15 protein-coding genes are annotated in these 16,054 nt (G+C 37.0%); 4 read left to right on the forward strand and 11 right to left on the reverse strand.

The window, feature by feature from the left end:
• Positions 1-312: 312 nt before the first annotated feature.
• The 3 genes from Q1A47_RS16880 to Q1A47_RS16890 form a co-directional block, all read right to left on the reverse strand.
• Positions 313-1,620: a Na+/H+ antiporter family protein gene (locus Q1A47_RS16880; protein ID WP_166530011.1), complete on the reverse strand. Its 1,308-nt coding sequence runs from the start codon at positions 1,618-1,620 to the stop codon at positions 313-315.
• A 229-nt stretch (positions 1,621-1,849) separates the two neighbouring features.
• Complete coding sequence (locus Q1A47_RS16885) at positions 1,850-2,653, reverse strand: YfkD famly protein (RefSeq protein ID WP_026682598.1); 804 nt, start codon at positions 2,651-2,653, stop codon at positions 1,850-1,852.
• A 69-nt stretch (positions 2,654-2,722) separates the two neighbouring features.
• Positions 2,723-3,115 carry an OsmC family protein gene (locus tag Q1A47_RS16890; RefSeq protein ID WP_026682597.1) on the reverse strand — a complete coding sequence of 131 codons (393 nt, stop codon included), beginning with the start codon at positions 3,113-3,115 and terminating at the stop codon, positions 2,723-2,725.
• A gap of 351 nt (positions 3,116-3,466) precedes the next feature.
• On the opposite strand from Q1A47_RS16890, the gene Q1A47_RS16895 reads away from it, so the two are divergent.
• Positions 3,467-4,633, forward strand: a complete 1,167-nt coding sequence (locus Q1A47_RS16895) for an MFS transporter (RefSeq protein ID WP_026682596.1) — start codon at positions 3,467-3,469, stop codon at positions 4,631-4,633.
• A 328-nt stretch (positions 4,634-4,961) separates the two neighbouring features.
• Here Q1A47_RS16895 and Q1A47_RS16900 read toward each other — a convergent pair whose 3' ends face one another.
• Positions 4,962-5,645: an amino acid ABC transporter permease gene (locus Q1A47_RS16900; protein ID WP_026682595.1), complete on the reverse strand. Its 684-nt coding sequence runs from the start codon at positions 5,643-5,645 to the stop codon at positions 4,962-4,964.
• Positions 5,646-5,658: 13 nt separating this feature from the next.
• Positions 5,659-6,537, reverse strand: coding sequence for a transporter substrate-binding domain-containing protein (locus tag Q1A47_RS16905; protein ID WP_026682594.1), 879 nt, complete (start codon positions 6,535-6,537; stop codon positions 5,659-5,661).
• Positions 6,538-6,936: 399 nt separating this feature from the next.
• Here Q1A47_RS16905 and Q1A47_RS16910 point away from each other — a divergent pair, with 399 nt between their 5' ends.
• Positions 6,937-8,820 (forward strand): heavy metal translocating P-type ATPase, encoded by a 1,884-nt coding sequence (locus Q1A47_RS16910; RefSeq protein WP_034679548.1) that lies wholly within the window; start codon positions 6,937-6,939, stop codon positions 8,818-8,820.
• 1 nt (position 8,821) lies between these two features.
• On the opposite strand, the gene Q1A47_RS16915 is transcribed toward Q1A47_RS16910, so the two are convergent.
• The 3 genes from Q1A47_RS16915 to Q1A47_RS16925 are packed head-to-tail and all read right to left on the reverse strand — an operon-like array spanning position 8,822 to position 10,486.
• Positions 8,822-9,646 (reverse strand): YihY/virulence factor BrkB family protein, encoded by an 825-nt coding sequence (locus tag Q1A47_RS16915; RefSeq protein WP_034679543.1) that lies wholly within the window; start codon positions 9,644-9,646, stop codon positions 8,822-8,824.
• 57 nt (positions 9,647-9,703) lie between these two features.
• Positions 9,704-10,000: a YtxH domain-containing protein gene (locus Q1A47_RS16920; protein WP_121604721.1), complete on the reverse strand. Its 297-nt coding sequence runs from the start codon at positions 9,998-10,000 to the stop codon at positions 9,704-9,706.
• 12 nt (positions 10,001-10,012) lie between these two features.
• On the reverse strand, positions 10,013-10,486 hold the full coding sequence (locus Q1A47_RS16925; protein ID WP_026682590.1) for a low molecular weight protein-tyrosine-phosphatase: 474 nt from the start codon (positions 10,484-10,486) through the stop codon (positions 10,013-10,015).
• A 258-nt stretch (positions 10,487-10,744) separates the two neighbouring features.
• On the opposite strand from Q1A47_RS16925, the gene Q1A47_RS16930 reads away from it, so the two are divergent.
• Complete coding sequence (locus tag Q1A47_RS16930; protein WP_121604719.1) at positions 10,745-12,097, forward strand: sodium:alanine symporter family protein; 1,353 nt, start codon at positions 10,745-10,747, stop codon at positions 12,095-12,097.
• A gap of 367 nt (positions 12,098-12,464) precedes the next feature.
• Here the strand turns inward: Q1A47_RS16930 and Q1A47_RS16935 are convergent, their stop codons facing one another.
• Positions 12,465-13,139 (reverse strand): SOS response-associated peptidase, encoded by a 675-nt coding sequence (locus tag Q1A47_RS16935; protein ID WP_026682588.1) that lies wholly within the window; start codon positions 13,137-13,139, stop codon positions 12,465-12,467.
• A 22-nt stretch (positions 13,140-13,161) separates the two neighbouring features.
• Positions 13,162-14,157: a glutaminase gene (locus Q1A47_RS16940; RefSeq protein WP_026682587.1), complete on the reverse strand. Its 996-nt coding sequence runs from the start codon at positions 14,155-14,157 to the stop codon at positions 13,162-13,164.
• 108 nt (positions 14,158-14,265) lie between these two features.
• On the opposite strand from Q1A47_RS16940, the gene Q1A47_RS16945 reads away from it, so the two are divergent.
• Positions 14,266-14,406 (forward strand): hypothetical protein, encoded by a 141-nt coding sequence (locus tag Q1A47_RS16945; RefSeq protein ID WP_205389660.1) that lies wholly within the window; start codon positions 14,266-14,268, stop codon positions 14,404-14,406.
• Positions 14,407-14,700: 294 nt separating this feature from the next.
• On the opposite strand, the gene Q1A47_RS16950 is transcribed toward Q1A47_RS16945, so the two are convergent.
• Positions 14,701-15,459, reverse strand: a complete 759-nt coding sequence (locus Q1A47_RS16950) for a 1-acyl-sn-glycerol-3-phosphate acyltransferase (protein WP_166530010.1) — start codon at positions 15,457-15,459, stop codon at positions 14,701-14,703.
• Positions 15,460-16,054: the final 595 nt, after the last annotated feature.

Raw genomic sequence — 16,054 nt, forward strand, 5'->3', positions numbered from 1 at the left:
TTGCCAATATACATCAAACATTTCAAAATAACTACTTGGCTTAACACAGTCATTGCACTGATTTTATACTTTCTTAAAGCGCAAGCGCTCGATTAAAACCGTACTGGAGCGAGTCAACGGAGGTAAAGAAATCAACGTGTGCTTACGTGCTGATAACTTATCGTAGGTTCGATTCGTGAAGTCGAGCCTAGTTTCTACTGCACTGGAGCTTGACGACACGGTTCAACACGCCCATATTTATCCACATGGGCTAATTTTATAATGTCGTAGACAAAAAAGCTGTCAAAATAATACTTCGACAGCTTGGAAATTCTAAAGAACAATTGCAGCAATCCAACCAAATATAAACAATGGGATATTGTAGTGAATAAAGGTTGGGACTACCGTATCCCAAATATGGTGATGCTTTCCATCAGCATTTAAACCAGACGTAGGACCAAGTGTACTATCAGATGCTGGTGATCCTGCATCCCCTAATGCACCTGCTGTACCAATAAGTGCAGCTGTAGCGAGTGGGGAAAAACCTGCTGCTAAACAAATCGGGACGTACAGTGCAGCCAATATCGGGATCGTCCCAAAGGAGGACCCAATTCCAATGGTTACTAGTAACCCAACCAACAACAGAATAAATGCAATAAGCGCGTGATTATTATCCAAAAAACCAGATGAAACTTCTACTAAAGCCTCTACTGCACCTGTTTCTGTTAAAATATTTCCATAACCTGCTGCTACCAGCATTACAAATGCGATTGTTCCCATCATACCAATTCCCTCTGTGACTACACGATCTCCTTTATGAAATGGAATAACCAAGAATAGGAACATGAAAACAAGACCGGTTAATGCGCCAACAATTAAATTCTCTGTAATAATTTGTACAATTAAGGCAGCAAATATCGATATTAACGTAAATACATGTTGTTTTGTAAAGCGGATGTTTGTTGCCTCTACAACCGCAGCCGTGCCTGATTCTCCAACAAATGAATCTGGATCACGATCTTTCCGATAGGTTATAAAGATAGCGATCAATAATCCGATAATCATTCCTGAGCCAGGGATAAGCATTGCCAAGGCAGACTCACTAACTGTAATATTAGCTCCGTTTTGATTCATCCCTGTAACAATCGTCTCATGAAAGATTAATCCAAAACCTGCTGGAATAAGAATGTAAGGAGCTTTAAGCCCAAAGGTTAGAGCTGTTGCAACTGCGCGACGATCCATTCGCATTCGATCAAATAATTGTAGTAATGGCGGTATTAATATAGGTATAAATGCAATATGCACAGGTACTAAATTTTGTGATAATGATGCAACTCCGGCAATTGCTAATAGCATCATAGTCTTTTTTCCTGTTAGCACGCGTATTAAATAATTTACCAATAATGACGTAATTCCAGTATAGCTAATAGCAACGGCAAATGCTCCTAAGAGTATATAACTTAAAGCGGTATTTGCGCCACCTCCCATACCTCCCACAAGCATATCCATTGATTCAACGATAGTTAACCCTGACATTAACCCTGCTGTTAAAGCTGCTGCGATAATAGCAATAATTACATTCACACGTAATAAGCTTAATATCGTCATCACAAGAACAGAAACGATTACAACCCATTCCATGTTTTGTTTCCCCTCTTTCTTTTCCTTTAATACTTCACTATGATAAAGTAATAAAGCGTAAAAATCAACCCCCTTTCCCTTCCATTTTCTTCATTAACCGCTTTTAGCGTGAAATAATCCCCCACTTCTTTTGTTTTATGTAAGATCCAAGAAAGATATTCAATTCTTTTATTCAAATATAAAAAGCTATCGAGGAGCTTCTCGACAGCTATATGGAAAGTATGCTTCATTATTTTACATTATACGAAAAGGATACGTAATCTTGAATAGGAATCCAAGCGCCAATTCCTTGCTTCGTTACATTTTTAATTTCAATTGATTTTTTGGACCCCTTCAATTTTAAATACACTTCTCCAAACGTTACTTGCCCTTTTTCATTAACAGCTGGTGCAAAAGTTTGTAGCTTTGCATACTTATTTGCTGCAACATTATAGGTATTATCTTTTTTAGTATTTTTTCCTATTACAGTCTGATAAGAAAGTGGAAGCTTGGTCTTTGTCTTTGATTTTAGTAGCATCATTTTTTTCACATCATCAGGCTTATTAATTTTATTGGTAAGTGCACCCTTTATTTCTTTTTGCTCTTGTTGAACATAACGCAATTCCTGCGCTTCTGTTCCTCCAGTATTATTTAATTCATTCATATTAATTTGCTGATACTCCCAATTAATCGTTGTTTCCGATGATTCATAATTTAATGGCCACCTTCCAATATAAACCATGCCACGATATCCTATCGCTATTGGTGAAGGTTTTAACGATGTTTCATTAAGCATCTTAATTAATACAGGGTTTTCTATTTTAATGTCTAATTCATCCATTAGCTCCTTCGTTAGTTCACTTGGCTCAATAACCTCCTGATCTTCTGTGGAGTTTGGAAATGTATTTTCTTTAGATACATTGAGAACGTGACTAGGTATTTCAAATGGATCCTTCTTCTTCTCTTTTTCAGCACTAAAGCTGTTAGCTGGAAATACAGAAGCAAACATTATAGCTAGAATCATGACCGAACTACACCATTTAACTTTATTCATATGTCTTATCCCTTCTTTTTTCACTTAGTTTCTTTCTGACATATGAATTTTATACCTGCTTATACAAAATTAACGGCTTAATTCAATTGTTTCAATTGTTTCTTCTATCCTTATACTGTTCTCAACAGAACGTACCATAGCACAATTTTTTCTAGCTATTGCTAAATTTTTATACAATTTATCAGGATCTAAATGATGCCCTTTTACTGTAAAATGTAGTACTATTTTTTCAATCCGATTGGCTTCGTCCGGATTTCTTTCTACCTCTGCAGTAATTTTTATATCTTCTAGCTCTATTCTTTGTTTCTCTAGAATTTTACGATACACCGAACCACTACAACCTGCAATGGATGCTATCATTAACTGATATGGTCGAAAACCATATTCCTCATTTCCCGATATTTCCAACTCACCATACGCTAGACTTGTTCTTAATCCATTTTCTTTTAAATATAATTCCACTCTTGTTCCCTCCAATTATCTTCCTATTGATTTTTTCATAATGTGAAACCTCAATCAGTTGGGGGTTGTTTATCCACCACTGATTGCTAGTACCATAAAGCTATGACCTAAATGCCTTTGAACCCATCTAACATTTACCGGCAGTCGATTCCCCACTTTCCGTTAGTGGTTTCCCTTTATTGCTTGGAAGTGGGGGGCTTACTGCCAGTTATAATTGTAATAAAACAACGCTATTATATTTTTCCTTATTTATTATAATCATAAACGATTTAGATACTATATACACAATAATTGACCTTTTTCAAGTTTGCTATTAGATTTAAGTTAGAACTTCATTAAAGGGGTACAACAATGAATACTGCAAATTATCGTTTCTGGATATTAATAGGACTTGTGTTAATTTCTGGTTTTTCACAGGGTATGCTACTTCCCTTACTTTCTATTATTTTAGAACAAAATGGTATTTCCTCTACAATTAATGGACTACATGCAACAGGTTTATATATTGGTGTCTTATTGGCCTCTCCTTTTATGGAAAAACCGATGCGTAAATTTGGCTTTAAACCAATAATTGTTGTAGGTGGCATGCTTGTAATTATTTCTTTGGGAATTTTCCCATTATGGGATGCTTTATGGTTTTGGTTTATTCTTCGAATGATAATTGGAATTGGCGATCAAATGCTGCATTTCGGGACACAAACTTGGATTACCGCAACAGCAACAGAAAATACAAGGGGAAGAAATATTGCTTTATATGGATTATCATTTGGATTAGGTTTTGCATTAGGACCATTAATGACGAGACTATTATCCGTTCATCAAGCATTGCCATTTATTATTTCAGCACTTTTAAGCCTTTTGGTCTGGTCAACATTAATTTTTATTCGTAACCAATGGCCTGAGGATGAAATCGACAGCGCTTATCCAACGAGCTCTGTTCAACGATTTATGAAGACGATTAAAATAGCTTGGGTAGCACTTCTACCAGGATTCGGCTATGGATTCCTAGAGGCATCATTACATAGTATTTTTCCCGTGTACGGACTACGAATCGGCCACCAGGTTGATATGCTAGCCTTAATTATTCCTTGTTTTGCTTTTGGCAGCTTAATTACACAATTACCTCTAGGTATACTTAGCGATAAATATGGAAGGAAACCGATTCTATTAACTGTTTTATCCTTAGGAATTATTTGCTTTTCGTTGTCAGCAGTATGGGAGTCATCGGTTCTAGGACTGTTTATCTTGTTCACGCTCGCAGGCATGTGTGTTGGATCATTGTTTTCTCTAGGTATATCTTATATGACTGATTTATTACCGGGAAACCTCTTACCTGCAGGCAATCTAATGGTAGGTATCATGTTTAGTTTAGGTAGTATTAGTGGACCATTTATTGGAGGTTTATTTATAGAAAAGCTTCCTCATGTATCTTTTTTCTACTTAATTACTATTGTGCTAATCATCATTACAGGTGCGATTTTTTTCCAAAAGGACAAACACCAGGAGCAGCAAATATAAAATGAGGCTGAGACAAAAGAATGAAGAAACAATAAAAAACGAATGATAATTAGTTGGTGATTAATTATCGTTCGTTTTTTGATTAGAATCATTCATTTAGCACCTGAAATAAGCGAGACTCCGGCGGGAACAGCACGAGTCCGAGGATCCACTTGGTAACGTGATTTTCTTTACCAAGTTAGCTGAGGCCGTGCCCGCGAAAAGCAATTATAGTTTCACGGTGCGGCGATGATACTCCTATTGATCATATGATTATTCGTATTTTGAGTAAAGAAGTTGCGTTTTGTTCTAGCCTCGTTTTATTCAGAAATTTATAGCTTCCAAATAATTATAAGAACTTGCTATATCGTATTTCTAATCGTTCTTGAATAAATGAGATGACAATACAAATTGACCAATAAATCAATGCAACCAATATATACATGGTCATTGAATCGAATTCTCTCCCAGCTACAATCTGTGTCTTCTGAAAAAGCTCTGGAACAGTGATGACAGCAGCTAATGACGTTGCTTTAACTATATCCATAAAGACATTTGTCAAAGGTGGGATGGCAACTCTGGTAGCTTGCGGTAAAATAACCTTTCTTAACGTTTGCCAATAGTTTAAATTAAGTGCTTTAGCCGACTCCCATTGACCCTGATCAATACTATTTAAAGCTGAACGATCAATCTCCGCGATATAAGCAGCACTATTCAAACCAAAACCTAAATAAGCAGCCGTTATTGCAGTTAATTCTATCCCAATAACTGGCAGTCCAAAATATAGAATAAACAGAAAGACGAGCATTGGCGTTCCACGCATAAATGAAATATATACTCGTGCTGGTAAGTACCATAGCGGATTATTAGCTCCTCTCGCTAAAGCAAGGATCAAACCAAGCACTAACCCTATCCCCATACCGACGACAGATACGAGCAGTGTCATAGGCAAGCCACCTAAAACAAATGGTAGGCTCTCTATCGCTAATTCGACATCAAATAGTTCAGCTAAATCCAATCCATTCACATTCATCTAGGTTGTCCCCTTACAAGTCGAGGCCATCTATTTCTTTAATTTCTCCCTCAGGTTTCTGCGATGCATCTTCTTTATAGAACTTTTTCGCTAATTCCGTTAATGTACCATCTTCACGCATTTCTGTTAATGCCTTATTAATCTCTTCAGTAAGCTTATCAGCACCTTCGGGAATTACCACAGCCTGTTCTGTAGGATGAAATTTCAAATCTGGGTGCAGATGAATATCAAAATCTGGAAAACCAGCTACGCCAAACTTAGATAGGTAGTAGTCGTTCACAATAACATCTGTTCTTCCATTATGAACATCACGTAAATAAGCTTCGTTTGGTGCATTCCCATATGTAACAACTTCTGCACCAAAATGCTCAGCAATTTGACTGTAAATCGTAGTTGCTCCTCCACCAGCCTTTTTACCCTTTAAATCTTCAAGTGATTCAATACCAGAATTATCTTCTTTTCTTACTACCATTGTTGAATAAGAGTATTTGTAAGGATCACTAAAATTGAATTCTTCTTTTCGTTTATCTGTTGTTTCAATATCATTTGCAGCAACATCAATCCTTCCACTCTTTACTGCTGGAAGCATACTATCAATACCCATAATCTCAAATGATATATTAAGATTTAAGCGATTTGCCACCTCTCTCATTACCTCTACATCATATCCAGTTAACTGTTCTTGCTTTTCCTCATCACCATCATAGTATGAAGCAGCTATTAATGTTCCAGAAGTGCCAACCACTAACTCTCCTGCTTCTTGAATATCTTCCCACCTTTTATCTGTTACACCTTTTTCTCCTTCACTGTTATTATTCTCATCACTTTTTCCGCAAGCGGCAAGAATTGCAATTAAAATAAATAATGAAAGCACTAATCTAAATCTACTCAAAACTATTCCCCCTTGTTGTTATATTTATTAATTCATATAGATTGTAACAGTTTTCGGTTAATTTTTACAATAGATAATGTGAAACTTCAATCTGCGGGGAGTTTTGTTTATCCCCCACTGATTGGTAGTATCACAAGGGTATGACCTAAAGGCCTTTGAACCAATCAGACATTTACTGACAGTTGTCCCCCCCACTTACATATTGGTTTCACATTATTGCTTGAAGTGGAGGTCTTACTGCGGGATAAATTTTTCCGTTTTATGTCTTGACTTTATTTCATTCGATGGTAATATAATAACATATACTAATTAATAATTATTATAAATTAATAACTGATTTAAATTATCTTTTTGGAGGTGTACTGCATGACTGCAGAAACTAACACATGGAATAGTCCAATGAAGCAACCAGCTAAAGCTTCATTTATTATTAATAAACTTAAAGAACATAAAGAATTAATCGCGGCCTTATTAAGTGGCATACTTATATTATTTACATGGACTTTCGAATCCTATATCTCTTATCAGCTCTGGGTAACGCTTCACTTAATTGCTTTTACGATTGGCGGATATGCCAAAGCAAAAGAGGGGATAACAGAAACCTTGCATAACAAAGAGCTGAATGTAGAGATGCTTATGATCCTAGCTGCCATTGGTTCTGCAGCTATTGGCTACTGGACGGAAGGTGCTGTCTTAATATTTATATTTGCATTATCTGGAGCCTTAGAAACGTACACGATGAATAAAAGTCATAAAGAAATAGCCTCATTAATGGAACTGCAGCCAGAAGAAGCACTTCTTATCAAGGATGATCGTCGAGAGGTTGTCCCTGTCTCCAGCCTTCACGTTGATGATCTTATTTATGTACGAGCAGGTGAAAGGATTCCCGTAGATGGAACAATTGTTCAAGGAAATACATCCATTGATGAGAGTGCTATTACAGGAGAGTCTATTCCTGTTTATAAAGCAAATAACGCAGATGTGTTCGCGGGGACTATAGCGCTAGATGGTTCTATATCTATTCAAGTAACAAAGCCTGCAAATGAAACGTTATTTCAAAAAATTGTCCAAATGATTCAATCCGCTAAAAATGAAAAATCGCCGTCTCAATTATTTATTGAAAAATTTGAAGGGGTTTATGTAAAAGCTGTATTAGCGGCTGTTGCAATTATGATGATTATTCCTTATCTAATTTTTGGGTGGACATTACAGGATAGTATATACCGCGCAATGATTCTTTTGGTCGTTGCATCACCTTGCGCACTTGTCGCATCTATTATGCCTGCAACTCTATCAGCGATATCAAACAGCGCAAAATCTGGGGTGTTATTTAAAGGTGGGGTTCATATCGAAAATATTAGCCATATTCGAGCTATAGCCCTCGATAAAACAGGTACACTCACGAATGGAAAACCAGAGGTAACTGATTTTTATGTACATCCAGAACATGATAAACAAACTATTCTATCTACTGCAATGGCAATGGAGCAGGAATCTACCCATCCATTAGCAAAAGCGATTATCCGATTTTGTCAGGAACAGCATGTTACCATAACTAGTGAAATAGATAATGTGACTACACTAGCTGGTAATGGAATCGCAGCAATGATAGATGAAGAGAAATGGGAGCTAGGTAAACCAGATTATATTGGAGAGGATAAATTTTTTGCTGATAGAGCAAATAAACTGGCTGAGGAAGGTAAAACGGTCGTATTTGTGAAAAAGAAGGATCAAATCGTGGCATTATTCGGCATGAAGGATACGGTTCGAAAAGATAGTATCAAAGCAATCAAGCAATTGAAGAAACAGGGAATTTATACTGTTATGCTTACAGGAGACCATGAGTTAACAGCAAAAGCAATTGCCTCAGAAGCAAAAATAGATCGTTATGTAGCAAACTGTATGCCTGATGAAAAACTAGAGCAAGTGAAAAAAATGAGAAGTGAATTTAGTAATGTAGCGATGGTTGGAGATGGTATAAACGATGGTCCAGCCTTAGCGACTGCAAATGTTGGGATAGCGATGGGTGAAGGTACAGATGTTGCATTAGAAACGGCAGATGTAGTGCTCATGAAAAATAACTTATCTAAAATCACCAATGCTATTACGCTTTCTAAAAAGATGAATAAAATTGTTAAACAAAATATTGTCTTTTCACTTACGGTAATCATCCTACTCATTTTGTCTAATTTCATGCAGATTCTCGACTTACCTTTAGGAGTAATAGGACATGAAGGAAGTACGATTTTAGTTATACTTAATGGTTTACGGCTGTTGAAATAATTTACTTCAACAGCCTGTTTTTTCGGATAACCGCATTAATTATTCCACCCGTCATGATAATTATCCCTGATAAATAGAACCATATCATTAAGGCGATCACTGCACCGAGACTACCGTAGGTTGCAGAATAGTTGCCGATGGTACTAACATAGTATGAAAAGCACAGTGACACGAGTTGCCAAGCGATGGTAGCAAACAAAGCGCCAGGAATTACATTCTTTACATATATCCGCTTATTAGGAGCCAATTTATAAAGTGCTAGGAAAACGATTAAGAAAACAATCGAGGAAACAACCCAGCGTAATGCCCCCCATACTGTCAGAAAGCCTTCGGACAAACCAATAAATGAAAAAAGATAAGCACCAACGGTTCTTCCAAAAATAGGTAGTAGCAAAGCGATGATGATAATAGCTACCATTGCAATAGTCAACACAATGGCGATTAAACGCGATACAATGAATGGTCGGTTTTCTTCTACTTTATAAGCATGATTGAATCCACGCATTAATGAATTTACTCCATTAGATGCTGCCCACAGAGTAGCTATAATCCCAAAAGAAAGTAAGCCACCATTTTGCTGACGAATTAATTGCGTAACGTTTGTAGTTATTAGCTCAACTATCTGTGGTGGTGCATAATCTGAAATAATATCAAGCACAGCTAGTTCGTCAATCGGAAGATAGCCAACCAATGTAACTAGAAACAATAGGAAAGGAAATAGTGACAATAGAAAGAAATAGGCAAGTTGTGCAGCTAAACCAAAAACATCTACTTCTTCCATACGTTTATATAGCTGCTTTCCAAACTTCATCATATCATTTTCCATTGTCACACTCCCTAACAATCATCAAATCCACATGTCAATGGTATTTTGTGATTTCCTTTATTCTATTCGGTTGGCTTCATTTTTATTAGCAACTTTATCTAGAGTTGCTTCTACTTGCTCAAGAGCATCTATTGTTTTCTCAGCTCCAGTTGTAAAGTTCCGATTAAACGTATCAAATGCAGTTCGAATAGAGTGAACAGCTTCGGAAGGATGCTTCATCAAATAACTTGTACCTGATTTAGCAGTTGAAAGCTTTTCTTTACTATATGATCTCGTATCTTTATCAAATAATGTAACTAATCCCCCTACTGTTGCTCCAATCATTACACCTAAAAATAATTTTCGTTTTCCCATTAAAATCACTCCTTAACTTATAGCATGTTCTTCTTTTAAATATTCCAGTAGCTGACGGCATCCCGTTGAAACTAACCTATATGTATAGTCAAAGTTCCCCGTAAAATACGGATCAGGAATGCTGTTTTCTTCTGGATCACTCACAAAATCCATTAATTTAGCAATCATTACGTTATCCTTTTGTCCAACTAATTGGAGCAAATCTTCTTTATTTTGATCATCCATTGCAATAATATAATCAAATCGTTTGGCATCGTCTGCATTTATTTGTCTTGCAATCAATCCATCGGAAGAAATATTGTTTCTTTGTAAAATTAATTTGGTTTCATGATGCGGTTCTTCACCTATATGCCAACTACCAGTCCCTCCTGAATCAACCCGGATTTGATCGGTTAAATTAGCTTGCTTTATTAATTCGCGGAATATCGCTTCAGCCATTGGCGATCGACAAATGTTTCCTAAGCAAACAAACATTACTCGAATCATCATAACACCTGCTTTGCATTTATTTCTATTATAAGCAACTTCTATGGTGACAGGCAAAGGTTTCTATCTAACATCGTCTACTAACTATTGAATAAGAACTGTTCTTTCCCTTTCATTTTGGCTTCAAATAGCTATTAAACAGCATTTACAATACCTATTTCACCAAATTAATTTCTAGTTAATTCTCTAAAATCCCTTGACATGCGTTTGTATTTTTCGGAATATTTAATATAAGTATAAAAAGGGGGGAAAGAAAAAATGATGGATATCATCGAAGCTATAAGTGGCTTTGTATGGGGGCCGCCAACATTGATACTAATTGTTGGAACAGGTTTGTATCTAACGTTTCGTTTAGGTTTTTTACAGTTTCGCACACTACCCTATGCGTTAAAGCTAGCATTCAGTCCTGCTAAACAAGATAAAAAATCCAAAGGAGATATTAGTCATTATGAAGCATTAACAACAGCAATGGCAGCAACGATTGGAACTGGGAATATTGTAGGTGTTGCAACTGCGGTCGTGCTCGGAGGGCCAGGTGCTGTATTTTGGATGTGGATATCTGCATTATTTGGAATGGCTACTAAATATTCCGAAGCTATTCTCGCCGTTAAATATCGAGTTGAGAATAGTAAAGGTCAGATGTCTGGTGGACCGATGTACTATTTAGAAAAAGGGTTAAATGCAAAATGGCTAGGCATTATATTTGCAATCTTTGGATCAATTGCAGCCTTTGGAATTGGAAATATGGTGCAATCCAATTCTGTATCTGACGCCCTTCAAGGGACATTTAATGTACCAACATGGGTAACAGGTATTGTACTTACCATACTGGTAGGACTAGTTATACTTGGAGGCATTAAAAGCATTGGCAGAATAACCGCTTTCTTTGTTCCGATTATGGCCTTATTTTATATCATTGGTGGATTAATTATTATGGTTATGAATATTGATCTTATTCCTGGTGTTGTTGGACTAATTTTTGAAGATGCATTTACTGGTAGTGCAATTGGCGGTGGTATTTTAGGTACGGTTATCCGCTATGGTGTTGCACGCGGTGTCTTTTCAAACGAAGCAGGTCTAGGTTCAGCTCCAATTGCTGCCGCTGCAGCAAAAACAGACTACCCTGGTCGTCAGGCATTGGTATCCATGACACAGGTTTTCATTGACACCATTATCGTTTGTTCCATCACAGGAATTACAATCGTAATGGCTGACATGTATCAAGGCGGGCTAGATGGTGGTGATTTAACTGCTGCCTCATTTGCGGCATTCCTCGGAGATACAGGTGGATATATCGTTACATTTGGTATCATTCTATTTGCTTTTTCAACCTTAGTAGGATGGTCTTATTACGGAGAAAAATGCTTTGCGTACTTATTCAATGATAAAGCCATACCGATTTATCGTGTTGTATTTGTATTAGCTGTATTATATGGGTCAATGGAAAAACTAGATATTGTATGGGGAATATCAGATATTATGAATGCATTAATGGCTGTGCCAAACCTAATAGGACTATTAGGTTTATCTGGAGTAGTCGTCTATGAAACAAAGAAATTCCTGAAGGTAGCTAAGGAGGAAAAAGAACAAGCTAAGGCAGAACAAGGATAATAATCTAGTAATGACGGGAAAAGTCAAACAATACATGATCATACGAAACGTAGTCAACATACGTTGACTCCTTGAAAAAGAAGAGCGCTTTTTCCGCGTGGGATGTATGCTACCAAAGCCCTTCTTATCCTGCGGGAAAGCACAAGTTCAAAGACTCTAAAAAAAGCGATTTGTGCTTTTTGAAGAGACTGAGGTCGTGCCCGAAAAGCGAAGGTTTTGATAGACCGATAATAGAACCTTTTTGAAGTAAACACATAGGGGCTGAGACAAAAGACATGATTTTTTCGTATTTTGAGTAAAGAAGTTGTGTTTTGTCCCAGCCTCTATTCCTATCTAAATAAAATACGTTTGTCCTAGCATCACCAATTTATGCAGAAGTAATTGGCTGGATACATTGTTCATCATTGTGTTTAGCAGAATTAACATACTGTTGAACAGCATAGGATTTCAACGCTTCTTCTTGAAGTGACTGTAAAAATCGTTGGGTATCCTCAGGTTTTTGCTTGGTCGGCTTTATCCATGCATCTTCCTTTTCAACTGGCAAAATAATTGGCATGCGGTGATGAATAGCTTCCACATATTTATTAGCAGCTTTTGTTAGTATAGTACAAGTAAAGAGTTCATCATCCCCGTACCCCCACTTATCCCATAAGCCCGCAAAAGCAAATAACTTACGATCTTTTATTTGTATTCGCTGTGGTTGTTTACCATTCTCCGTTTTCTTCCATTCATAAAAACTATCAGCTATTATCATACATCTTTTCTGCATTAATAACTGTTTGAAGCTTGGTTTCTGATGAGCCGTTTCACTACGAGCATTTATCATCTTATACCCGATTCTTTCATCTTTCGCCCACCTAGGTATAAGTCCCCAGCGTAACAACCCTGCCCGTTTCTGCTTGCCATCATGTATAATGGCTAAGATCCTTTGTCCAGGTGCAATATTATAGCTTGGTTCATAATTTTCAATAGCTTCTTGATCCAAGTCGAATGTGGTTAAGATTTCCAACTCATCTGCCAGTAGCGTATATCTCCCACACACAGGCTCACCTCCATTATTTTTACTAGAACACACTCAGGTCCCACTTCGTTGCAATATGCCTTAATAATTTTATTCCTGCAATACTATTGCCTTTGTCATCTAATGAGGGACCGTAAACTCCAATTCCACATCCATCTATAAAAGGTAATTCCTCGTCACGCACTCTTGGTGGCGCAACTGCAATAATCCCCCCTGAGACACCACTTTTCGCAGGAATACCTACATAAGCAGCGAACTTACCAGATGCATCATACATTCCACAAGTTAACATTAGTGCTTTAGCCAATCTGACTATCTTACGAGGAATAATTTCTACACCTGAATTAGGATCAATTCCATCATTAGCAAACACCCTGCCAATAGTAGCTAAATCATCAACCGTAATCTCGATTGAACACTGCTTAAAATAAGTTTCTAAGGTTATATTCATATCTGATTCTAGGTAATCTAACTCTAATAGATAATAACCAATTGCACGATTTCGAATCGATGTATCTCGTTCTGATTCATACACATTAATATTTAATGCTGGACGATACCCTAACATCTTTTCTAATAATATAAATAATGGCTCTAGTTTCTCATCAGACGTTTTACCATTCAACATGGAAGAAACCGTGATCGCTCCTGCATTAACAAAAGGATTAAACGGCTTCTTTAATTTTCTCATTTCTAAATGCATGATCGAATTAAATGCTTCTCCTGTAGGTTCTACATCCACACGATCGAGGACATAGGAGACGCCTCTCTCCATACAGGCAATAATAAAACAGAATACCTTCGAAATACTTTGTATTGTGAAAGGAATGTCTACATCCCCAGATTTTATAGTTACCCCATTATTTCCTACTATAGAAATTCCTAAATGATTTGGATTGGCCTTATTTAACTCTGGAATATAAGAAGCAACCTCCCCATCCCTAGTCTGCTTTTTATAAAATTTCACCCAATCATCCACATAGCTTTGCAACCATTCTTGTGTTATCTCTGTATTCCAGTTCACTGTTCCTTGAACCACTTCTATCACCTCAGTATTAGTATATCTAATTCTTCCAAAATGAAACTACCTGTACATGGATATAAAGTGAAACTTCAATCCGTGGGGAGTTTTGTTTTTCCCCACGGATTGGTAGTACCACAAGGGTATGACTTAAAGGCCCTAGAATCAATCGGGCATTTACTAGCAGTTGAATCCCCTCTTATCCACATTTGGGTCATTTTTTTCCTTGAACTCGGGGTCTTACTGCCAGTTATATGCGGGGGATAAATGCTAGAAGTATGATGAAGCTAGAAGTTGCTACGATGCAAGGATATGCTGACGAGGTTCATCATGAGTTAGAAGTAGCAAAGGATATGCCATACTACGGTACATAATGAAATTTAATATGAAAAAATCATGTAAAACAGTCCTCTCGTAAGCTTTTTTACCAACTTATCAGAAAAGCCCTTTATACATTGTTAATAAGTAGTACTCTCTCTTAACGAAAAAACGTTTATATAAAGTAAACCTTCAATCAGTTGGGGTTTTGGTTATTCCCACTGATTAAAGGTTTACTTTCATCTATGTAGTCGACACTTGTTGGTCACCGCTTGACGTCATCCGATCATCTGCACCATCTATTTGCAATCGCCTTTTTATAACACTCTGAACTTGTTCAGCGATCTCTGAAGAGTTTTTTCCATTATACTCTTCTGGAAATATTGCATCTTCAATCGTCAATGTAACCCATGATGGACTTATTCTGCCATTTCTTTCCTCAAACATTTGATAAGTACCATCAATTGCAACAGGTACGATAGGTACATTAGCCTTTAATGCTAATTGGAAGCTTCCTGGCTTAAAGGGATTTAAGCTACTTCCTCTACTTCTTGTACCTTCTGGGAAAATGACCATGGAATGACCACTTTTCAAATTTTTTATTCCTTGGTGAATTGCTTTAACAGATTGTCTTCGATCCGTGCGATCAATGAATACACAATGTACTAATTCCATCCATGAAGCTATTATTGGAAGCTTTTGTATTTCTTTTTTGGCTATAAATCCAACCGGCTTTCCAAGATGCCCAAGTAACGTTAAAATGTCGAATAAGCCTTGATGGTTCGCTACAAATAAAACAGGTCCCTTTGGTAATTTTTCCTGACCATTGACCATAACCATACTGCCAGTTCGCTTCATTACTTTCTTTGATACACTTCTTGGCTGAATAAAAATTTCTTCTTTCGTTAGTTGATTAACAGATTTTTGTACTCGTTTTAATTGAAAATACGTTCCGAGTACAAGTAAACTAGCATATATGTATATCTTGATTGTTCGTATCATTCAATTCACTCCCTTCTCTTCACCACAACATATTATACAGCAATAGGAATACTACATAAAACAGTTACACATCAAAAGTATTGTAATTATAGAGCTTGAGAATCCAAAGTGTATACCCGCTATGTTCAGAAACGACTATTCTTAAAAATTGCTGTATAAAAAAATGGAACAAATGAACGTAGCCTCCGTAAATACTTGACTTGCTCTGAACCATGAACAAAAGCGCAAGTGCCCGATTAGAAACGTAGCGCCTGGATCGAGTCAACGGAGATAAAGAAATCACGGTGAGCTTGCAAGCCAATGATGACTTAGATTAGGGCGATTCGTGAAGTCGCATCATTTCTGGATGCTGGAGCTGGACGCGGCTCAGCACGACGATATTTATCTACATTTTTAAATTTTATAATTTCCTAGACTATTAAAAAAACTGAGCAAAATTCGCTCATTCCTTATCACTAAATGCTCCGATTTACGCTTCCTCTAGTAGCTATTATGGAATAATAGCTACTGCTTGCTTGACCACCACTCCAGCTGCCCACTTCCCTTTCCGTGGGATTTGTCCTTCAGCTAACTTTTTTAGCAAAACCCGCTCAAA

This window comes from uncultured Virgibacillus sp. (genome assembly GCF_947495635.1).
In the GTDB taxonomy this organism is placed as follows: Bacteria; Bacillota; Bacilli; order Bacillales; family Amphibacillaceae; genus Virgibacillus; species Virgibacillus salarius.